General features: G+C 65.0%; 16 protein-coding genes, 1 tRNA gene and 2 pseudogenes (1 of these 19 cut by a window edge). 7 read left to right on the forward strand and 12 right to left on the reverse strand.

Features of this window, described 5'->3' with window-relative positions:
- Positions 1-25: 25 nt before the first annotated feature.
- A complete protein-coding gene (locus HMPREF3167_RS08930; RefSeq protein WP_062613723.1) occupies positions 26-688 on the forward strand; it encodes an AMIN-like domain-containing (lipo)protein in 663 nt (220 codons plus the stop codon).
- 115 nt (positions 689-803) lie between these two features.
- Here HMPREF3167_RS08930 and murA read toward each other — a convergent pair whose 3' ends face one another.
- Positions 804-2,123, reverse strand: a complete 1,320-nt coding sequence (murA, locus tag HMPREF3167_RS08935) for a UDP-N-acetylglucosamine 1-carboxyvinyltransferase (protein ID WP_180947748.1) — start codon at positions 2,121-2,123, stop codon at positions 804-806.
- A gap of 127 nt (positions 2,124-2,250) precedes the next feature.
- Here murA and HMPREF3167_RS08940 point away from each other — a divergent pair, with 127 nt between their 5' ends.
- A complete protein-coding gene (locus HMPREF3167_RS08940) occupies positions 2,251-2,844 on the forward strand; it encodes a DUF421 domain-containing protein (protein ID WP_062613721.1) in 594 nt (197 codons plus the stop codon).
- A gap of 71 nt (positions 2,845-2,915) precedes the next feature.
- Here HMPREF3167_RS08940 and leuD read toward each other — a convergent pair whose 3' ends face one another.
- Both leuD and leuC read right to left on the reverse strand, forming a co-directional pair.
- Positions 2,916-3,572, reverse strand: coding sequence for a 3-isopropylmalate dehydratase small subunit (gene leuD, locus HMPREF3167_RS08945; RefSeq protein ID WP_062613720.1), 657 nt, complete (start codon positions 3,570-3,572; stop codon positions 2,916-2,918).
- Positions 3,573-4,988 (reverse strand): 3-isopropylmalate dehydratase large subunit, encoded by a 1,416-nt coding sequence (gene leuC / locus HMPREF3167_RS08950; RefSeq protein ID WP_062613719.1) that lies wholly within the window; start codon positions 4,986-4,988, stop codon positions 3,573-3,575.
- A 69-nt stretch (positions 4,989-5,057) separates the two neighbouring features.
- Here leuC and HMPREF3167_RS08955 point away from each other — a divergent pair, with 69 nt between their 5' ends.
- From HMPREF3167_RS08955 to HMPREF3167_RS08965, 3 genes are read left to right on the forward strand one after another with little or no spacing between them, the layout of a single operon-like run.
- Positions 5,058-5,783 (forward strand): IclR family transcriptional regulator, encoded by a 726-nt coding sequence (locus HMPREF3167_RS08955; protein ID WP_062613718.1) that lies wholly within the window; start codon positions 5,058-5,060, stop codon positions 5,781-5,783.
- 2 nt (positions 5,784-5,785) lie between these two features.
- Complete coding sequence (locus tag HMPREF3167_RS08960) at positions 5,786-6,931, forward strand: glycosyltransferase family 4 protein (protein ID WP_062613717.1); 1,146 nt, start codon at positions 5,786-5,788, stop codon at positions 6,929-6,931.
- Positions 6,931-7,785, forward strand: coding sequence for an LD-carboxypeptidase (locus tag HMPREF3167_RS08965; RefSeq protein WP_070446519.1), 855 nt, complete (start codon positions 6,931-6,933; stop codon positions 7,783-7,785). Before HMPREF3167_RS08960 ends, HMPREF3167_RS08965 begins: the two co-directional genes overlap by 1 nt.
- A gap of 36 nt (positions 7,786-7,821) precedes the next feature.
- Here the strand turns inward: HMPREF3167_RS08965 and HMPREF3167_RS08970 are convergent, their stop codons facing one another.
- The 6 genes from HMPREF3167_RS08970 to HMPREF3167_RS08995 form a co-directional block, all read right to left on the reverse strand.
- Entirely contained in the window at positions 7,822-8,238 is a 417-nt protein-coding gene (locus HMPREF3167_RS08970) for a hypothetical protein (protein WP_062613715.1), read from the reverse strand.
- A gap of 57 nt (positions 8,239-8,295) precedes the next feature.
- The gene (locus HMPREF3167_RS08975) at positions 8,296-9,078 is read right to left on the reverse strand and encodes a DeoR/GlpR family DNA-binding transcription regulator (RefSeq protein ID WP_168160848.1); all 783 of its coding nucleotides are present in this window, start codon (positions 9,076-9,078) and stop codon (positions 8,296-8,298) included.
- 165 nt (positions 9,079-9,243) lie between these two features.
- A complete protein-coding gene (locus HMPREF3167_RS08980; protein WP_062613713.1) occupies positions 9,244-10,278 on the reverse strand; it encodes a zinc-dependent alcohol dehydrogenase in 1,035 nt (344 codons plus the stop codon).
- 12 nt (positions 10,279-10,290) lie between these two features.
- Entirely contained in the window at positions 10,291-11,334 is a 1,044-nt protein-coding gene (locus HMPREF3167_RS08985) for an NAD(P)H-dependent glycerol-3-phosphate dehydrogenase (protein WP_062613712.1), read from the reverse strand.
- Positions 11,335-11,347: 13 nt separating this feature from the next.
- Positions 11,348-12,913, reverse strand: a complete 1,566-nt coding sequence (locus tag HMPREF3167_RS08990) for a xylulokinase (RefSeq protein WP_062613711.1) — start codon at positions 12,911-12,913, stop codon at positions 11,348-11,350.
- 196 nt (positions 12,914-13,109) lie between these two features.
- Positions 13,110-13,757 carry a class II aldolase/adducin family protein gene (locus HMPREF3167_RS08995; protein ID WP_062613710.1) on the reverse strand — a complete coding sequence of 216 codons (648 nt, stop codon included), beginning with the start codon at positions 13,755-13,757 and terminating at the stop codon, positions 13,110-13,112.
- 181 nt (positions 13,758-13,938) lie between these two features.
- On the opposite strand from HMPREF3167_RS08995, the gene HMPREF3167_RS09000 reads away from it, so the two are divergent.
- The gene (locus HMPREF3167_RS09000; RefSeq protein WP_070446523.1) at positions 13,939-15,951 is read left to right on the forward strand and encodes a M3 family metallopeptidase; all 2,013 of its coding nucleotides are present in this window, start codon (positions 13,939-13,941) and stop codon (positions 15,949-15,951) included.
- 352 nt (positions 15,952-16,303) lie between these two features.
- Here the strand turns inward: HMPREF3167_RS09000 and HMPREF3167_RS09005 are convergent.
- Together HMPREF3167_RS09005 and HMPREF3167_RS09010 are read right to left on the reverse strand one after the other, a co-directional pair.
- Positions 16,304-17,425 (reverse strand): annotated as a pseudogene (locus HMPREF3167_RS09005) (IS1249 family transposase).
- A 292-nt stretch (positions 17,426-17,717) separates the two neighbouring features.
- Positions 17,718-18,461, reverse strand: a complete 744-nt coding sequence (locus tag HMPREF3167_RS09010; protein WP_070446526.1) for a hypothetical protein — start codon at positions 18,459-18,461, stop codon at positions 17,718-17,720.
- 204 nt (positions 18,462-18,665) lie between these two features.
- Between HMPREF3167_RS09010 and HMPREF3167_RS10095 the strand changes: the two are divergent.
- Positions 18,666-19,637: pseudogene (locus HMPREF3167_RS10095) on the forward strand (IS30 family transposase); the annotation flags it as partial.
- Positions 19,638-19,738: 101 nt separating this feature from the next.
- Here the strand turns inward: HMPREF3167_RS10095 and HMPREF3167_RS09015 are convergent.
- Positions 19,739-19,764 (reverse strand) — tRNA-OTHER (locus HMPREF3167_RS09015); it runs 48 nt beyond the window's last position.

Here is a 19,764-nt window from a genome sequence, read left to right on the forward strand (position 1 = left end):
TGTTAAGCAACATGAAGGAGGAAACGTGAAGACACACCTTTTTGCCGCGGCCGCCGTGTTGGCGCTTGCCGCATGTACGCAGGATCCAGGCGCGTCCGACACCACTCCCGCGCCAACGACGCCGACCCCGTCGGCCACCAAGACCGCAACTCCCGAGCCGACCGAGGAGCCAACGCAAACCGAGACCGAGCCCGAGCAGCCCGCGCTCCCCAGCGCCGAACCGTCGGTGCCCTACACCCCGGAAAACAAGGCCTCCCAGTCCGAGAACTGGCCGGACATTTCGGCCCAGGCCCTGCCCTACGCCGTCAACTATGGCTACAACTACGTGGACATCATCTACACGTGGGACGGCACGGGCGAACTGAGCTGGTACACGGACGGCTGGGCGGACCAGGCCGTCGAGGAGGGCTCGGGCCTGCCGATCGACGTCCACTCCGACAACGTGCTGCAGATCCACGTGGCTGGCCTACGCCTGCCCGAACCGGACGAGTATGACACGTCCGCCTTCACCCTCAGCCAGACCGAGACCACGGGCATGACCCGGCTCGCAGTTGCCGGCCCGTTCGAAGGACAACACACCGTGACCATTGGCGCCGAGGCACGCCTGCCCTACTCCATCGAGGTCACCAGCCAGCCCAATGCCGACGGCGGCACCGACGCCGTGCTGCGCGTCTACTTCGACGAGTAGGCGGCAGTGAACCGCCGAGCCGACGAGTAAGCGGCAACGAGCGGCGACTCTAAAAATAGGTAGCAACGACCCGCGGACGGCATAGAGCCGCGCGGGCGTCGTCGGGCTAGTACAGCTAGGCGACCCGCTCAACGACGGCGCCCACGGCCGCCAGTTTGCGCATGAAGTGCTCGTACCCGCGGTTGATGATGTCGATGCCCACCACGTGCGATTCGCCCTCGGCCGCGAGGGCGGCGATGAGATGGGAGAAGCCTCCGCGCAGGTCCGGCACCTCAATGTCCGCGGCGTGGAGCTTGGTGGGGCCCTGAATGACGGCGGAGTGGTAGTAGTTCTCCTGGCCGAACCGGCACCCCTTGGAGCCCAGGCACTCGCGGTAGACCTGGATCTTCGCGCCCATCTGGTTGAGCGCCTTGGTGAATCCGAAGCGGTTTTCGTACACGGTTTCGTGGACGATCGACACGCCTTCGGCTTGGGTGAGGGCCACGACCATGGGCTGCTGCCAGTCGGTCATAAAACCGGGGTGCACGTCGGTCTCAAGCGGAATGGATTTGAGTGGCGTGCCGGGGTGCCAGAAGCGGATCCCGTCGTCGAGCACGTCGAACTTGCCGCCCACCTTGCGGAAGACATTGAGGAAGTTCATCATCGATTCCTGCTCGGCCCCGCGCACGGTGATGTCGCCGCCGGTGGCCAGCGCCGCACACGCCCACGAACCCGCCTCGATCCGGTCTGGTAGCGCGGTGTGGGTGTAGCCGTGGAGCTCCTCCACGCCCTCGATGTGGATGGTGCGATCGGTGTCCACTGTGATGAGCGCGCCCATCTTTTGCAAGATCGCGATGAGGTCCATGATCTCGGGTTCCACGGCCGCGCCGCGCAGCTCGGTGATGCCGCGCGCCCGCACGGCCGCCAGCAGGGTCTGCTCGGTGGCACCCACGGACGGGTAGGGCAGGTGGACCTTGCGCGCCTTGAGGCCGGAGGGGGCCACGAGGTGGAGGCCGAGCTCCTGGGCGTCACGCGTGGCGCCGAAGTCCTCGAGCACCTTGAGGTGGAAGTCCACCGGCCGATCACCGATATGGCAGCCGCCCAGGTCCGGGATGAAGGCCTCCCCCAGCCGGTGCAAGAGCGGGCCGCAGAAGAGGATCGGGATGCGGGAGGAGCCGGCCAGCTCGTCCACCTTCGCCGGGTCCGGCAAGTGCAGCCGGCCCGGGGTGATGGTGACGACGCCCTCCGCCTGGTCATAATCGACCTTCGCGCCGTGCAGGCGCAATAGCTCCGAGACCACGTCGACGTCGCGAATCAGCGGCACGTTACGCAACACGGACGTCTCCTCCGTGAGTAGCGCCGCCACCATCGCCTTCGACACGAGGTTCTTCGCTCCACGCACGCGGATCTCACCGCGTAGCGGATGCCCGCCTTGGACGCTCAACACTCCAGCCATCACTGTCCTTCCATAACTGGTGCCATCTTAGCCACTGCCACCGACAATTCCTGTGATCTAACGTCCACGGGGAGTCCGCCGGCCGAGGAAAGCTGTGCGTGGCCCGTGTTGGTGTGATGATAGGTGCATGGAGATCAACACCCTGACATTCGGCGACCTACTCGGCATCACCTGGCTCCAAGCGCTCGCGGTGGTGGTGGGCACGGTGGCGATGTATGCGCTGCTGTTGCTCATCTTGCGCGTGATCGGCCAGCGGATGAGCGCGCGCCTCGCCACGCACGACATGGTGGCGATCATTATCCTCGGCGCGATCGCCGGCCGCTCCACGCTCGGCCACACCCCCACCCTGGCAGGCGGCGCGATCGCGCTGGTCACGCTGTTCATCATGCGCTCGATCCTGGGCCGCATACGGCACAACCCGCACGGAGACCTCCTGATCAACACCCCGCCCATCGTGGTCATGGCACGCACCAACATCTTCCCCGACGCCCTGCGCCACGCGCGCGTCACCGAGGCCGAGCTGTGGATGGCGCTGCGCCAGGCCGGCGTGCGTAACGATGACGAAATCGCCGCCGTCGTCCTTGAACCCAACGGGCATTTTTCGGTACTGCGCCGGGGCGTGCCGATCGACCCGCGGATTCTCCAGCACGTCGACGGCGCCGACCGCATCCCGCGCGAGTTCATCGGAGACAAACACTTCGGCGACCTCGACACCGACTAGCCCGGCTGGCCGACCCTAGTCCGACTCGGCGGGCGCCCTCCCACTGAGCGGCAGCCGGCAACGCGCCCCAACTACGCGATCGGCGCGTCCCCGCCCACGGGCCGAGCAGCCTTGACCTCAAACTTGGCCTCGGTCTTGGCAGGAAGCGTCCGCGGCTTCCAGCTGGGGCGATTCGCCTCATAGGCCGTGATGAGCTCTTCATCGCGCAGGGTGAGCCCGATGTCGTCCAGGCCCTCCATGAGCGTCCAGCGCGTGTAGTCGTCGATGTCGAAGCGGCAGGTGAAGCCGCCGGCGATGACCTGACGGTTCTCCAGGTCAACCGTCACCTCCGTGCCCGGCTCGGTTTCGAGGATCTTCCACAGCTGCTCGATGTCTTCCTGGCCCACGACACCGGCCACTAACCCCTGCTTGCCCGCGTTCCCGCGGAAGATGTCCGCAAAGCGCGGGGCGAGGACGGCCCTGAATCCGTAGTCCTTCAGCGCCCATACCGCGTGCTCGCGCGAGGAACCCGTGCCAAAGTCCGGGCCGGCCACGAGCACCGAGCCGCGCTTGTAGGAATCCTGGTTGAGCACGAACTTCGGGTCCTTGCGCCAGGCATAGAACAGGGCGTCGTCGAAGCCCGTGCGTGCCACGCGCTTGAGGAAGACCGCCGGGATGATCTGATCGGTGTCCACGTTCGAGCGGCGCAGTGGCACCCCCACGCCCGTGTGCGTGATGAACTTGTCCATTTACTTCCCCGCTTCCATGAGGTCTGCCGGCGTGGCGAAGTGCCCCGCGATAGCCGTGGCGGCCGCCACCAGCGGTGAGACCAGGTGGGTACGCCCACCCTTGCCCTGGCGGCCTTCAAAGTTTCGGTTCGACGTCGACGCCGCTCGCTCGCCTGGCGCCAGCTGGTCGGGGTTCATGCCCAGGCACATCGAGCACCCGGCATTACGCCACTCGGCACCAAAGTCGAGGAAGACCTTATCCAAGCCCTCCTGCTCCGCCTGGAGCCGGACGCGCGCCGAGCCGGGAACCACAAGCACGCGGACGTCGTCGTGCTTCTTCTTGCCCTCGATCACGCCGGCCACGGCCCGCAGATCCTCGATGCGGCCGTTGGTGCACGAGCCGATGAAGACCGTGTCCACGGCGATGTCGCGGATTGGCTTGCCCGGCTCGAGGTCCATGTACTCGAGGGCGCGTTCGGCGGCGGTGCGCTGGGTTTCGTCGGCCATGTCGGCCGGGTCGGGCACGGTGGCCGAGATCGGCACGCCCTGACCGGGGTTGGTGCCCCAGGTGACGTAGGGTTCGAGGTCGTCGGCGTCCAGATCCACCTCGGCGTCGAAGACGGCGTCGTCGTCGGACTTGAGCGTGCGCCAGTAGGCGAGCGCGGCCTCCCATTCCCCGCCCTCGGGGGCGTGCGGACGGCCCTTAATGTAGGCGAACGTCGTGTCGTCGGGCGCGATCATGCCCGCGCGGGCGCCGGCCTCGATCGACATGTTGCAGATCGTCATGCGTGCCTCCATCGACAGCGCGCGGATCGCCTCGCCACGATACTCGAGCACGTAGCCGGCACCCCCGTTGGTGCCGATCTTGGCAATGATGGCAAGGATGATGTCCTTGGCGGTAGTGCCGGGCTTGAGAGCGCCACGCACGTTGATCGCCATCGTCTTAAACGGCGCCACGGGCAGGGTCTGGGTGGCGAGCACATGCTCCACCTGCGAGGTGCCGATGCCGAACGCGAGCGCGCCGAACGCGCCGTGCGTGGAGGTGTGCGAATCGCCGCAGACGATCGTCATGCCCGGCTGCGTGATGCCCAGCTGCGGGCCGACCACGTGAACGATGCCCTGGTCGGCGTCGCCCAGCGAATGGAGGCGGATGCCGAACTCTTCGGCGTTCTTGCGCAACGTGTCGATCTGCGTGCGCGAGGTGGGGTCGGCGATTGGCAGGTCGATGTCGAGGGTGGGGGTGTTGTGGTCCTCGGTTGCGATCGTCAGATCGGGCCGGCGCACCTTCCTCCCCGCCAGGCGTAGGCCCTCGAAGGCCTGGGGGCTCGTAACCTCGTGGCACAGCTGGAGGTCGATGTACAACAGGTCCGGGGCGCCGTTCTCCCCGCGCTTGACGATGTGGTCGTGCCACACCTTTTCAGCCAAAGTTCCGCTCATGCCTTCACTTTAGGGGCATAGGACCATCGATCACTTGCATCTCATCTTGTGAGATGGGAGGATCATTGCATGGACAAGGAAAACGGAAGCGGCGTCGGCGTTCTTGACAAGGCCACGCTCGTACTGAACGCTCTCGAATCGGGCCCACTGACCTTGGCTCAGCTGGTGCAAGCAACGCACCTCGCACGCCCCACAGCCCATCGGCTCGCCGTGGCTCTAGAATATCATCGCTTCGTCGCGCGCGACATGCAGGGGCGCTTCACCCTCGGCCTGCGCCTGTCCGAGCTCGCCTCGGCCGCTGGCGAGGACCGCCTGCTCGCCGCCGCAAACCCCGTGCTCACCGCGCTGCGCGACCACACGGGCGAATCCGCCCAGCTCTACCGCCGCCAGAACGACGTGCGCGTGTGCGTGGCCGCCGCCGACCGCTCGATGGGCCTGCGCGATTCCATCCCCGTGGGCGCCACCCTGTCCATGCTCGCCGGCTCCGGCGCCCAGGTACTGCTTGCCTGGGAGGAACCCGACAAGCTCCACCGCGGCCTTCACGGCGCCGAGTTCACCGCCACCATCCTTTCCGCCGTCCGACGCCGCGGCTGGGCCCAGTCCATCGGCGAGCGCGAGCCGGGGGTCGCCTCGATATCGGCGCCCGTGCGCGGGCCGTCGGGGCGCGTGATCGCCGCCGTGTCCATCTCCGGGCCCGTGGAGCGCATGGGCCGCCAGCCCGGGCGCCACCACGCGGCCGCCGTCGTCACCGCCGCGAACCGCCTCACCGAGGTGCTCAAGCGCTCCGAGTTCTAACCATGCGCAAGACACTCCTCGTCACCAATGATTTCCCGCCGCGCGCCGGCGGCATCCAGACCTTCCTCGAGGGCTTCGTCGGCCAACTCGACCCCGACCAGCTCATCGTCTACGCCTCCACTCCCCCGGACGTGGACGGGGTGTCGGGCGTGACGCTCGCCGCGGACTACGACGCAGGCCAGCCGTTCGACGTCGTGCGCTACCCCGGCACGATGATGTTGCCCACGCCCACCGTGCGCCGGAAGATGCAGCAGCTCATCCGCGATCACGACGTGAAAAACGTGTGGTTCGGGGCCGCCGCACCGCTCGGGGTCATGGCAAAGGCCGCTCACGCCGCCGGCGCCGACCGCGTCATTTCCACCACGCACGGCCACGAGATCGGCTGGTCGATGCTGCCGGGTGCCCGCCAGATCCTGCGCAAGGTGTTTCACGACGCCGACCTAGTCACCTACCTGACCGAGGCCACGCTCGCCCGGCTCAAGCCCTTCATGGGCGACACGGACATCATGCAGCTCCACGGCGCGATCGACCCCGAGCTGTTCGCCTTCAACGCCGGCGCCCGCCGCGAGCTGCGCGAGCGCTACGGGCTGGGCGAGGCGCCCGTCGTCGTGTGCATCTCGCGTCTTGTGGAGCGCAAGGGGCAAGACCGCCTCATCGCCGCCTGGCCGGAGGTGATGGCGCGCCACCCGGAGGCGAAGCTGGTGATCGTGGGCAAGGGACCGTACGGGGAGAAACTGCGGCAGATGGCGGCGGACTCCCCCGTGTCAGCCTCGATCGTGTTCACGGGCGAGGTGCAGTATTCGGAGCTCGTGGCGCACTATTCGCTGGGCGACGTGTTCGCCATGCCGTGCCGCACGCGCGGGGCAGGGCTCGACATCGAGGGGCTCGGCATCGTGTATCTGGAGGCCTACGCGGCCGGGCTGCCTGTGGTGGCCGGGGATTCGGGCGGGGCGCCCGAGGCGGTCCAAGACGGGAAAACAGGCCTGGTGGTCAACGGCCGGTCAGTGCACGCGATCGTGGCCGCCCTCGACTACCTGCTCGAAGACCGCGAGCGCTCCGCCGCCATGGGCGCGGCCGGCAAGCGCTGGGTGGATGAGAAATGGCGGTGGTCCGACGTGGCCAAGCCACTGATCGAGGCCCTGTCCTGATGGCGACCATCGGCCTTGCCGCCTGCTCGAACCCCGTTGCGGGGCGGGAGGAGAAGCTGGCCGAACTCGTCGGAGTCTTTGAGGGCGCGGGGTATCGCGTGGATACGCGGTTCGTGGAGCGTTTCGCCGGGCACGAGCAGCGGGTTAGTGGCGGTTCTGGGGGCTCGGGCGGGGGCTCGCGCGTGTGGCGCATCAACCCGCGCGTGCGTGCCGAGTTGCTCACCGAGCTTTTCGCCGACAGTGCTGTCCACGCCATCTTCGACATAACCGGCGGGGACCTGGCCAACGAGGTGCTCGAATGGGTGGACTGGGACGTGGTGAGCGCCAACCCCAAGCCGTTTGCCGGCTACTCGGACGTGAGCGTGGTGGTCAACGCGCTGGTCGGTGCCGGCTCTGGTGCGGGCAGGTTGGGACCGGGTCGGACGGCCACGCTGTGGAACCCGTGGACAGCGCTGAAGCGCGGGGCTGACGACGTGCCTGCGATCCTCGCGCGCAAGCACATTCGCCCGGCATGCGATCGCGAGCTGCCCGACCTGCCGATCATCGGCGGCAACGTACGCTGCCTGGCCAAGCTGGGCGGCACGCGCTGGTGGCCTCGGGCCACCGGGCATCTTGCCCTGCTCGAGGGCATGGCGACCACCCTCGAGGCCGTTACCACCTACACCGAACAGCTACGCCAGCTCGGACTGTTCCGCGGGGCCGAGGGCCTGATCCTGGGCCAGTTCACGGACATCGACGCGGTCGGCCAGCGCGGTATCCTCGCCGACACCCTGCGCGAGATCACGGGCCTGGACGTCTGGCACGCGCCTGAGATCGGACACTCGCGCGACTCCGCGCCGGTCACCATCGGCTAGCCGCGCACCTGTCTGGCCGGCGTCGTGAAGCCGCGATCAGTTGGGGATGAGCTCGACTACGCGCTCGAAGTCGGCCTTCGGCAGGCGCTTTTGGCCGCGGATGGGCTTGCACATGGAATCGGAGGCCTTGTAGACCACGGAGGGCAGGGCGTAGAGTCGGCCCACCTTGGTGGCGGCGAGGGAGGCGAGTTCGAAGGCGCCAGGCCCGGGGTGGTCGGTGAGTGCAACCAGTGAGACGGCGTGCGGGTCGAGGACAAGCGCCTTCGTCTTGCCGTGACCCTTGAGCCGTGCCTCGACGATCTGGCCGGTGATGAGGGAGCCCGCGCCATCATCGTAGGCGCCGATCTTCTTGGGGCCCTTGGCGGGCTTGGCTCGGCGGAAGCGCTGGAACAGGCCTTCGACGACATCGTCGGTGAAGAAAACGTCGAGCAAGAAATCGAGAATCGCACCCATAGACCTATTGTAGCAAGCCGGGAACGGCGGTGGTCCGCCCGAAGGTGGACTAGCGGGCTACGGCGGCGTCGAACCCGCCAAGCGGACCGCCGCGCCGCGCTCGCGAAGCTGCGCCACGACGTCGTCGGGCGTGTCAGAGGTGACCACGACGCTGTCGAACTCGGCGGTGTCGGCCACCCGGTAGAGCGCCTTGCGTTCGAACTTGGAGGCCGTGACCGCCAGGTGGGACCGGGCAGCGGAGGTGAGCATGAGGGCCTTGTAAGCGGCGACCTCCGGGTAGGGGTGGTAGACCACGCCGTCCGTGATGGCCGCGGCGGAGATAAAGGCGTGGTCGGCGTGCATCTGTTGGAGGGCCTTCATGCCCTCGGGGCCGTAGTTGGCGTCCAGGTGGCGGTCGTAGCGCCCGCCGAGGGTGACGAGCTCCCAGTCGGGCACGGAGCCCGCGAGCTGGATGATCGACCAGTTGTTCGTAATGACGGTAAGCCCGCCCACGTCGGTGAACTGCTTGAGGATGGAAAACACGGTGGAGGAATCGTCGCAGATGATCGAGGCGCCGCGGGTGATGTACTCCTTGAACTCGCACGCCAGCATGTCCTTCGCCTCTTCCTCCTGGGTGAGGCGGTACTTCATCGAGGTTTCGCTGAGCGACGTGGCGACCGCGGTCACTTCACCGCGCGAGCGGACAATCACGCGGTCATTCTCCAGCTCGGATAGGTCGCGATAGATCGTCATCGAGGAGGCGTCCACCAGCTTCAGCAGGTCCTCAATGCGAACCGTGCCGACGTTGAGCACGTGCTCGGCGAGCAGCTGCTGGCGTTCGTTCTTACTGAGCTGAGCCACGACCATATCCTTCGTATCGGCGGACCAAGACGTGTCACTATAGTATCCCCGCCGGGGCACGACGACGAAAGGTGTGCCGGGAGAGGCCTCCCAGCACACCTTGTCGCCAACCGGCAAGGCGTTCAGCCTGCCGGCGCTGGCGCCGAAGGGTCCCAACCGCAGGATTTAGGGGCGAAGAATGTACTTCGATCCCTTGCCCTGGGCCATGTCCTCCAGCGATTCCACGAGCGCCTCGAGCGGGCGCACCTCGCTACACAGCGACATGCCGTCGAACTTGCCGGTGGACAGCAGCTCGACCGCGATCTTCACGTAGCGCGGTTGGTGGTGGTAGACGCCCTTGAGCGTGTACTCCTTGTAGTGCATGTCCGAGGAATTCACCGAGAACGGCGCACCCTTCGGCGTGCCACCGAACAGTACGGCGGTGCCGCCTGGGCGCAGGCAGTGCACAGTCTGCTCCCACACCTGGGGCAGGCCCACGGCCTCGACAGCGACGTCTGCACCCCGCCCACTGGGGGTGAGCTTCGTGATCTTCGCGGCGCACTCCTCCGGGGTTTCCAGGCCGGTGAGGTTGACGGTGCGAGCACCGGCGGCCTCGGCTTGCGCGAGTCGACCCTCGGAGCGGTCGGCGGCGATCACGCTGGCGCCGCGCAGTTGGGCGAGCTTGATGAACATCTGACCGATCGGGCCGGCGCCGTTGACCACCACCGTGTCGCCCAGCTTGATGCCGGACTCGGAGATGCCGTGCACCACGGTCGAGAGCGGCTCGAGCGGGGCGGCAGCCTCGAAGGAGAGCGTGTCTGGAATCTTGTAGGTGTTGCGCTCTACGATCGCCTTCGGGATGACGATCTGCTCAGCGAACGCGCCGTTGAGGTACTCAAGGTTCTCGCACAGCGATTCGCGCCCGATCGAGCAGGCCCAGCAGTGCCCGCACGGTGCGGTGTTGGCGGCGACCACGCGGTCGCCTGGGGCGAAGTCGGTCACGCCCTCCCCCACCTCAGTCACGACGCCGGCGAACTCGTGGCCGAACCTCGCCGGTAGCGTCGGGAAAAGAGTGGGGTGGCCGCGTCGGTAGGACTTGAGATCGGTGCCGCAGGTCGCGGCGGCCTTAACCTCGACGGCGACTTCGCCGGGCCCAGGTGTGCCCGGTTCGATGTCTTCGAGTCGAAGATCGCCGGGTCCGTAAAACATGTATGCGCGCATATTTTCTCCTTGTTACGGGCGTGCGGGGAGCACGGCCCGAGCTAAAATGTTGGCGTAGTCCGGATCGTCGCCGTAGACGATCTGCTCGGCCGCGTACAGGAGCGGCAGGCGGTCTTTGACGCCGCCGGTCTGCTCCACGAGCCTGATAGCGAGCGGGATAGCGGGAACGCCCTCGACTGTCTGCTCGAGCTCCTCCATAGTCTTGAGCGCTACCTTCGCGCCTTCGCCGCGGCCGATGCGCACGCCGTAGACCTTGTTGCGCCCGGACAGGCCGGTCACCTCGAGGTCGCCCACGCCGGGCAGGCCGTAGGCGGTGGCCTCCTTCGCGCCGAGCGCCACGGACAGGATCGACATCTCGCGCACCGCCTGGGCGAAGGTCGCTGCCTTGAGGTTGTGGTGCGGGTGACCGCTCTTTTCCTCCAGGCCGTCGGCGATGCCGAGCATGATGGCGTAGACGTTCTTCATCGGGGCACACAGCTCCACGCCGACCTCGTCGTCCGAGGCCTCGATCGCGTAGTGGTCGGAGCGTGCCTCGCGGGCGTACTTGACGGCGACGTCGTAGTCCCGGCACCCGAAGATCGTGGCCGTGGGCTCGTTCGCCGCGCACTCGTTGGCCTTGACCGGGCCGGCGATCGCCACGATCGGCGGCAGCGTGACCCCGGCGTTCTGTGCCATGCGACGGAGCCCGACGGGCAGGAGCTCAATCGTGCCGTCCTCGGCAGGCAGGAAGCCCTTCGTGGTCAGCCACAGCGCCTTGGCCTTCGAGATGCCCTCGAAGGCAAGCTCGGCCACCTTCGGCACGCCAACGGACGCGACCGACATGACGACGACGTCGACCCCGGCCATCGCCATGTTCAGGTCGCCTGAGCGGAAGGTGCTGACCTTGTCGGAGATCACGACGTCGATGCGCGGGTGCGGCTTGCCGGCCTCGATCGCGTCGATGAGGTGGTCATCAAGCCAGGTCCCCCACAGGTTCACCTCCCAGCCCGCGCGCACGAGCGCGTTGGCGAGTCCGGAGCCCATGGCTCCAGCACCGAGGATTGCAATGGATGGCATGACAGTTTCCTTCCTACTCTTCTTCGTTGGACACTTCGGCGTCCGGGTAGCGGCGCGCGAACTCGTGGAGCTGATCGTTGGTCTCCTTCAGGTCCGCGTACAGGCGGCCCTGGATGTCAGCGAGTTCGGCGTAGATCTTGTGGTTTTCCTCATTCGGCTCGGTGGAGTCGGTGAACTGGGCCATGTGCTTGGCGGCCGTGGCGATCGAGTTGTCGCCAAAGACGCCGGTGGCGGACATGGCCACGATGCCGGCGCCGAGCGCGGAGATTTCGTCTTCCTTGCAGGCTGTCATCGGCAGGCCGATCGCATCGGTCATGATCTGGCGCCACAGCTGGGAGCGGATGCCGCCTCCCATCGCGCGCACGGTGGTGAGCTTGGTGCCGGTGGCCTCCTGCAGAGCGTTGAGCGAGCGCGCCATCTCCATGGCGATCGCCTCGAGCAACGAGCGGTACATCGAGCCACGCCCGTGCGTGCCGCGCCAGCCGACCACAGCTCCGCGGGCGATCGGCTCCCAGTAGGGGCTTTGCACGGCGTTCCAGTAGGGCAGGGTGACGAGGCCGCCAGAACCCACGGGGCGGGCCGCTGCCGCCGCCTCCAACTCGGGGTCCGGGCCGCCGTTGAGGGCGGGGTTGCCGAACTGCTTGCGGAACCAGGTGGCGAGGAACGCGCCGGAGGACTGGAGAACCTCAAGCACGTAGGTGTCCGGGATGCCGCCGGCGAGCGTGCGGAAAACCTGGCCGTACTGGTAGTCGGTGGCGGTCACGCCCGCGTTTACCGCGGTGCCCATGTTGAGGTAGGCCACGTCCGGGTCCACTGCCGCCGCGCCGACGCCGGCCGCCTGGCCATCGCCCAGGCCCGAGATGACGGGCACTTCCTGGAACAGGCCCCAGAACTCGCGGATGTCCTTCTTGACGTAGCCGATGACCTCGCCGGGCTTGTGGAGGGTGGCCATCTGATCTCGGGTGACGCCGGCGATGTCCATGAGCTTGTCGGAGAAGTCGAGCTTTTCAATGTCGAACAGGCCGAGGGAGTCGGCCGAGGTGACCGAGGACTTCCACTCGCCGGTCAGGCAGTAGACGAGGTAGCCGTGGACGTCCACGATCTTGTCAGCACTCGCCCACAGTTCCGGCTCGTGCTCCTTGACCCAGGCCATCTTGTAGATCGCGGGCGTGACGTCGGCCGGCTTGCCCGACAGCTGGTGAATCTCGGGCGTGCCGTACTTCTGGATCTGGTCGGCCGCGCGGATGTCGAGCCACAGGATACCGTTACGCAGGGGCGTGCCGTCAGCGGTGAAGGGCGCGAAAGATTCGCGCTGGTGGGTGATGCCGATGGCGGCGATCCGACCGCGGTCGGCCATCGATAGCGAGGCCACGGCCTCGGCGATAGCAGCGTTCGTGGAGCTCCACCAGTGCTCGGGATCGTGCTCACCGAATCCCTGGTGCGGGGTGCGAAGGGGGATTTCGCGCTTACCGAGCGCGATGACGTTTCCTTCAACATCGACAACGATGGCCTTCGACGAGGTCGTGGACGAGTCAACTGCGATAACGAGCGGACCATCGGCCGCGTTCAACTTGGTCATTGTGTTCTCCTGATTCTTCTTTGAATCCGACCGGCCGGGACAACCGGCGCTAATTAACAGTATCAACAATGTTGAATGATAAATCCACCATTTGATCTTGTTGAATATATGTGCAGAGCACATGAACGACTGAGAAAAGCGCAACCCCGGCTGCTGGAATCAACAGCCGGGGCTGGCAGGCTCGCTCTTGGATTGACTACTTTCGTTCGGGTTGCTTGCCGTAGCTGGCCATGCCCACCACTGCTTCGGCCATCTGCTCCTCATCAAGCAGTGCGATCGGCGCGCCCGTGGACATCGCCCGCAACTGGATCTCGCAGATGTATTCGAGGATCGGAAGGAGGTTCACGGCCTTGGTCAGGCTCGGACCGATCGTGATCGCTCCGTGGTTCTTCATCAGGGCGCCCGTGCGGCCGTCCAGTGCGGCGGCCACGTTGTCGGCAAGCTCGTCCGTGCCGAACGCCGCATAGGGCGCCACCCGCACCACTCCCCCGAACATCGCCGAGTAGTAGTGCGACGGCGGAATCTCGTCCACCAATAGACCAAGCGCGGTGGAGGCGTAGGCGTGGTTGTGAGTGATCGCCTGGGCGTCGGTGGCCTCATACACAGCAATGTGCAGCGGGAGCTCAGAGGACGGCTTGAGATCGCCATCCACGCGATTGCCCGCCATGTCGTAGACCACCACGTCCTTCGCCGTCATGGTCGCATAATCGACGCCCGAGGGCGAGATAACCACATGGTCCCCAATCCGGATCGAGACGTTGCCGGCGGTTCCCACCACCAGGTTTTCCTCCACCATGAACAGGCAGGTATCAACGACTTCTTGGCGTTCCTTTTCGTACAGCATGACAAGCTCCTTGACCTGACCCCGCGCCGATGCGGCGGCCCACACTTCCGTACCCTAACGAAACCAGCACACGCCCGCATATGGGCTTGGAGCGATTGCGGCAAAAGAGCACGTATGAGCGGTGGGGCCGCGGCGGCGTCGTCGTTCGCGCAGACCCCGGGCCCGCCCGTAGAATCGAGCCATGACGAATCCATTGCTTACCCGATCCCCCCTCCCCTACTGCGTTCCCGACTGGGCCGCCATCACGCCCGAGCACATCGTGCCGGCGCTAACCGAGCTCATGACCACCGAGCGCGAGGCGTGGGAGCGCATCGCCACGAACCCCGAGCCGGCCACTGCCGCCAACACCGTAGACGCACTCGAGGAGGCCGGTCTTCCGCTCGCGCTCGCCCTCAACGCCGCCTACACGCTCATGAGCTCGATCGGTGGTGACGAACTCGACGCCGTCCAGACCGAAGTGCTCCCCCTGCTGTCCGAGCACGCGAACGCCTTCCGCCTCGACAAGCGCATCTACAACCGCTTCGCCGCCATCGACCTCACCGGCCTCGACCCCGAAACCGCGCGCTACATCACCGAGGAGCTCGAGGCGTTCACGCGCTCGGGCATCACGCTCGACGACGCCGGCAAGACCCGCCTCCGCGACCTCGACTCGCGCCTATCCGCCCTCGAGGTCGAATTCTCCCAGCGCGTCATCAAGGCGATGGACGACAACGCCGCGGTGCTGAGCGAGGCTGACGTGGACGGCGTCGACGACACGCGGCTGGCCGGCGCCCGCCAGGAGGACGGCACGTACCGCTTCGCGCTCGACAACTTCACCAACCAGACCCTGCAGGTGGCGCTCACCAAGCCAGAGGCACGCGTGGCGGTGCTCGAGGCCTCGCTCAGTCGTGGCCTGGGCGGGCACGCCTCGTCCGACACGCGCCAGCTCGTACTGGACATCACCAGGCTCCGTGCCGAGCGCGCCGAACTGCTCGGCTACCCGCACCATGCGCAGGCCGTGGCCGACGCCGGGATGGCGAAGGATTCGCAGGCGATCGTGGACCTGCTCGGGTCCGTGGCGCCGAAGGCTCTAGCGGCCGTGGAACGCGACCGAGCCAAGCTGGAGGAGCTGGCCGCGGCGGACGGCGTCGGGCTTGGCGCAGCCGACTACACGTACTACCAGGAGAAGCTGCGCGGACAGCTCGGACTCGACGACGAGGCGCTCAAGCCCTACCTCGAGCTGAACAACGTGGTGGAAAACGGCATCTTCTTCGCCGCCGGCAAGCTGTACGGGCTGACCTTCAAGCCGCGCCCAGACATCGCCGGCTGGGTGGACACGTGCAAGACGTGGGAGGTGCTGGACGAGGACGGCGAGGGCATCGCCCTGTTCCAGGCGGACTTCTACCGGCGCAAGGGCAAGTCCGGCGGAGCGTGGATGAACTCGGCTGTGGACGGCTCGAGCCGCGATGGGCTCAAGCCCGTCATCCTCAACAACTGCAACTTCCCCGAGCCCGCCGCCGGCGAGCCGTGCCTGCTGAGCTGGGACAACGTCATCACCGTGTTCCACGAGTTCGGCCACGCCCTGCACGGGATGCTGTCCCTAACGCGCTACCGCTCGCTCGCCGGCACCGAAGTTCCGCGCGACTTCGTGGAGCTGCCCTCGCAGCTGAACGAGATGTGGGCCTACCACCCGCAGGTCATGACCTCCTACGCGCGTCACTTCGAGACGGGCGAGCCGATGCCCGAGCGAATGGCGGCCACGCTGACCAAGGCCGCCACCTTCGGGCAGGCGTTCGACACCACCGAGTTCCTCGCCGCCGCCCTCCTCGACCAGGCCTGGCACCGCCTGCGTGCCGACGAGGTTCCGGATGACGCGGCTGAGTTCGAGGCCTTCGAGGAGCGCGCGCTGCGACAGATGAACATCTTCCACGAGCTCGTGCCCCCGCGCTACCGCTCCGCATATTTCGCGCACACCTTCGGCGGCGGCTACGACGCCGGCTACTACTCGTACATGTGGGCCGAAGTGTTGGTTGCCGACCTGGAGAACTGGTTCAAGGAGCAGGAGGCCGGCGGCCTCACCCGCGACGCCGGGCGCACGCTCGCCGCCGAACTGCTCTCACGCGGCAACTCCCGTGACCCCATGGAGTCCTTCGTGGCCGTCCGCGGGCGGACCCCGCGCGCCGAGGCGCTGCTCGAGAGGCGCGGGCTGGCGTAGGCCGGGTTGCCGGGGTCGCCGCGTCCACAAACGCTGCACTAAACCGCAAGATGCGATACTTATTTCCCGTTATTTTGTATCGCATCTTGCGGTTTAGTACAGCAGATGCCCTGGCGCGCGGCCGGGAACCGCGCGGCCGCACCCGGCTGCCTAACGCCGATAACGCGCACCGACGACCCCAATTCCTGCCCGGCACCGGCTGCGCTCGACACAACTCGTGAACCTGAGGCCCACTAGGCCCCCAGGGCCACCGGCAGCCAATATATTCACGACTTCTGTCGGGCAGACCGGCGGGACCTTGGTGCGCGACGCCGATAACGCGGCTTATAGGCCAAAACATGTTGGTTTCGGTTTAGTAGGTTTCGTGCCAGGTTCCGCTGTGGTAGAAGTCGGTCCAGTTAGCTACGGTTCCCCACCTGTCGATCTCGGCTTGTGCTTGGGCGCGGTGGCTGGCCTTGTCGAATTGGTCAATGATTTGTTGGTCGGTGATCGTGGTTTTAAGGATGTGTGCTGGGGTGGCAGGGAACTCGGTGTGCAGGTAGCACCACCACAAAACGGTCTTGACCTGGTGATCAAGACTCATGCCACGGTGAGCTCGTAGCACGCAGCGTAGTTGGGTATTAATCCCGCCCTCGATCAGGTTCGACGTCCTGGCAACGGGGTCACCTTCAAGGTCAAGGGCGGGATCGAGGTAGGTAAACAGCGTGCCTTGTTTGACCAGCGTATTGAGGGAGTTCTTGGCCTGGATCAGCCGAGCATGGGTGGCAACCCAACGTCCGTCTGGTAGCCGGGTGCGCTGGGCTAGGAATTCCTTGTAGGTGGTGTTCCAGGTGGCGAGTTTGCTCATCCATGCCACTGCCTGGTCAAAGGTAGTGACCTCGAGCAAGGCCTGAGCAAGACCGTAGAGATCAACACCTGCCTGAGTGCGTGGCCGGGTGGTGGTCTTACGCTTGACCGCGCTATAGGCGTGAAAGACACAGCGTTGGATCCGGGTGGTAGGCCAGGTGGTCTTCACCGCACTGGCGATGCCTTGCCCACCATCACACACGACAACATCTGGGGGCGCGTTCCTAGACATCAGTGCTTGCCAGGCACGCGTGGTCTCGCCCTTGGCCACGTACCAGCCAAGAACATGGGTCTTGGTGCAGGCAATAAGAACCACCAGCTTGTGGAACAGGTAGATCCCGTCAACAAAGACCACATGGTTAACATCGTCAACCAATGGAGAAACTGGCCATAGATGCCAAAATGGTTCGTTACGCCGTCGTATGGTGCGTCCCTTGGGCCCGTAATCGGCCAGGGTGTATTTGCCGGTGACGAAGTCTAAGAACGCACTGAAATGCCGGGCACGGATATCGTTACGCCGAGACTGGCTTGCCCTACACGCAAGACAGCGGAACCTTGGCCTACCTGCTCGAGTTGAGCCTCATTTTTGCGTCGTGCCACCACAGATTTGGCATCGAGGATTTCCCATTCCCCAATCCAAGCCGATTCAAACCCCGACCTTACCGCAGAACATCAATCAAAAACCGGGATAAAACCAACACGACCTGGCCAACCAAGAACTCAAGTCACAACGAGTCCAACCCCCACCTTTCGGCTTTGTAGCAACGAAAGACAGCTCAAAAATCAACACAACCTGACCTATAAGTCTCGTATCCTGCGGAACACCCACCTCGAAGGCTTACCGCAAGGCATGTGGCCCCGATTCCGAAGAATCGGGGCCACATCTTCAGAGAGCGGGTAGCGACCCGCTCAGATGAAACTTAGGCGCGCTTGCGAGCGACCATGACGCCACCCGCGAGAGCGATGGCAGCAGCCGCGCCCATAAGAGAGGCGACGCTCGCGCCGGTGTTAGCAAGGGTGCCCTTAGCCTCCTTGGCCTTGGGGGCCTTCGCCTCAGCAACAGGCTTCGTGGCATCAGCAGCAGGCTTCTTGGCATCGGACTGCGAATTGTCGGGAGCAGTACTCGGGGCATCAGGGGTGACCTCCGGGGCATCAGGGGTGACGCCAGAGCCAGCGCCGAGACGCTCCTTCGCGTCTGCGCACTTCACCATGTCGTAGTACTCAGTGCCCTCAGCGCAGAACCAAGTGGCATCGAGTTCGGCGTCCTTCTTCTCAAGATCCTTGATCTGTGCAGTGAGGTCAGCGCACTTCACCATGTCGTAGTACTCAGTACCCTCAGCGCAGAAGTACTGGGCATCGAGCTGCGCATCTTCGAGGTCAGCCTTCGTCTGGTCCGGGACCGGAGAGGCGACATCAGCAGCCCCGGCTTCCTTAGCAGCCTCAAGTTTTGCCTTCGCGTCAGCGAGAGCATCCTCGGCATCCGCACACTTCGCCATGTCGTAGTACTCAGACTCTGCAGCGCAGAAGTAATCGACATCAAGCTGCGCGTTCTTCACCGCAGCCTCAGCATCCGTGACCGCATCCGCAGCGAACGCCGCAGGCGTCGACCATGCCATGGCGGCCAGGCCAGCCGCAACGGCTACGCCAAACTTCTTGACAAACATTCTTCCTCCAGTGGTTTCGAATCGCGTTGTATTCGATGAGATTTCGTGGGAAAACTGCACCTGGGGCCAAGGCGTAGACACTGACCACAATGCGCTAAATATGAGTCTCGCGCTCCCCCCCCCCGCTGTCAAGATCTCGGCGAGTTCTAGTGATTGTTGCCATACCCTCTCATAAGGGGCATCATGAACAAGGAAGAATTAATAGCTCGCCGGGAACGATACTTCAAGCTTTTTGCAAGCGGCATGAATTTCACCGCAGCCGCCGTTGCTGTTGGTGTATCCAAAAGAACAGGAAAGCTCTGGAGAAACGGACGCACTCGCACCAGTGGACGCAATGAAGCGCCAAGCGTGGATTGGTACCGTGGCGACATGCCAGAGCCCGCACCACTACGCCCCAAAACCCCAAAATACTTGCTAACCACCACTTATTCAAAGCCGTGCAAGACAAACTGGCAAGCATTGGAGCCCCGAGCAGATCCCGGCCTGGCTGGCACGGACTGTCCCGGATAATAAAGCCATGCACGCCTGCCACGAAACGATCTACCAAGCTATATACGTCCAAGCCTAAGAACCGCTCAAACTCGAAGTCACACACGCTCTACGCACCGGACGAAGCCGACGAAACCCACAAGAACATGACCGGGAAATAACACCGCGTTTCCGTGACCCGATGGTCATGATCAGTGATTGTCCCGCCAGCGTGGAAGACCGTGCCATTCCCGGTCATTGGGAAGGAGACCTCATATGCGGGGCCGCTAGTAAAAGCGCGATAGGCTGTCTCGTGGAACGCCCTACCCGTTTCACCATGTTGCTTCACCTGCCCAACGGGCACGACGCGTTGGCCGTTGGGCAGGCCGTCATCACGAAAATGCAGCACCTCCCCAAACTGCTACGTAACTCACTGACCTGGGATCAAGGCAGTGAAATGACTCTCCATAAACCAATAACAGCAGCGCTAGACATGGACTTGTACTTCTGTGACCCGCACTCGCCCTGGCAACGCGGAACCAGCGAAAACACCAACGGCCTGGTCCGTCAATACTTCCCCAAAGGAACCGACCTATCCGTCTATTCCGAGGCCTACCTTGACGCCGTCGCCGAAGAACTCAACGACCGCCCACGTAAAACACTAAACTGGGAAAACCATCCGAGAGAATACTCGAACTCATCACCTAAGTGTTGCAACCGCCCCTAGAATCCGATAAGGCGCGCCACCGGCCCCGATGCCTGGAGCCGGCAATGCAAAAGGCTCCGAGCCGAAGCTCGGAGCCATTCTGTACCCCGTACCGGATTTGAACCGGTG

The organism is Trueperella sp. HMSC08B05, assembly GCF_001808405.1.
Lineage (GTDB): Bacteria > Actinomycetota > Actinomycetes > Actinomycetales > Actinomycetaceae > Trueperella > Trueperella bernardiae.

What these genes read in the sequence shown, in the direction of transcription:
- leuC (WP_062613719.1), bottom strand. Translation starts at nt 4,988, where the DNA reads ATGAGCGGAACTTTGGCTGAAAAGGTGTGGCACGACCACATCGTCAAG.
- HMPREF3167_RS08965 (WP_070446519.1), top strand. Translation starts at nt 6,931, where the DNA reads ATGGCGACCATCGGCCTTGCCGCCTGCTCGAACCCCGTTGCGGGGCGG.
- HMPREF3167_RS08960 (WP_062613717.1), top strand. Translation starts at nt 5,786, where the DNA reads ATGCGCAAGACACTCCTCGTCACCAATGATTTCCCGCCGCGCGCCGGC.
- HMPREF3167_RS08955 (WP_062613718.1), top strand. Translation starts at nt 5,058, where the DNA reads ATGGACAAGGAAAACGGAAGCGGCGTCGGCGTTCTTGACAAGGCCACG.
- HMPREF3167_RS08980 (WP_062613713.1), bottom strand. Translation starts at nt 10,278, where the DNA reads ATGCGCGCATACATGTTTTACGGACCCGGCGATCTTCGACTCGAAGAC.
- HMPREF3167_RS08985 (WP_062613712.1), bottom strand. Translation starts at nt 11,334, where the DNA reads ATGCCATCCATTGCAATCCTCGGTGCTGGAGCCATGGGCTCCGGACTC.
- HMPREF3167_RS08940 (WP_062613721.1), top strand. Translation starts at nt 2,251, where the DNA reads ATGGAGATCAACACCCTGACATTCGGCGACCTACTCGGCATCACCTGG.
- HMPREF3167_RS08990 (WP_062613711.1), bottom strand. Translation starts at nt 12,913, where the DNA reads ATGACCAAGTTGAACGCGGCCGATGGTCCGCTCGTTATCGCAGTTGAC.
- HMPREF3167_RS09000 (WP_070446523.1), top strand. Translation starts at nt 13,939, where the DNA reads ATGACGAATCCATTGCTTACCCGATCCCCCCTCCCCTACTGCGTTCCC.
- HMPREF3167_RS09010 (WP_070446526.1), bottom strand. Translation starts at nt 18,461, where the DNA reads ATGTTTGTCAAGAAGTTTGGCGTAGCCGTTGCGGCTGGCCTGGCCGCC.
- HMPREF3167_RS08995 (WP_062613710.1), bottom strand. Translation starts at nt 13,757, where the DNA reads ATGCTGTACGAAAAGGAACGCCAAGAAGTCGTTGATACCTGCCTGTTC.
- HMPREF3167_RS08970 (WP_062613715.1), bottom strand. Translation starts at nt 8,238, where the DNA reads ATGGGTGCGATTCTCGATTTCTTGCTCGACGTTTTCTTCACCGACGAT.
- leuD (WP_062613720.1), bottom strand. Translation starts at nt 3,572, where the DNA reads ATGGACAAGTTCATCACGCACACGGGCGTGGGGGTGCCACTGCGCCGC.
- murA (WP_180947748.1), bottom strand. Translation starts at nt 2,123, where the DNA reads ATGGCTGGAGTGTTGAGCGTCCAAGGCGGGCATCCGCTACGCGGTGAG.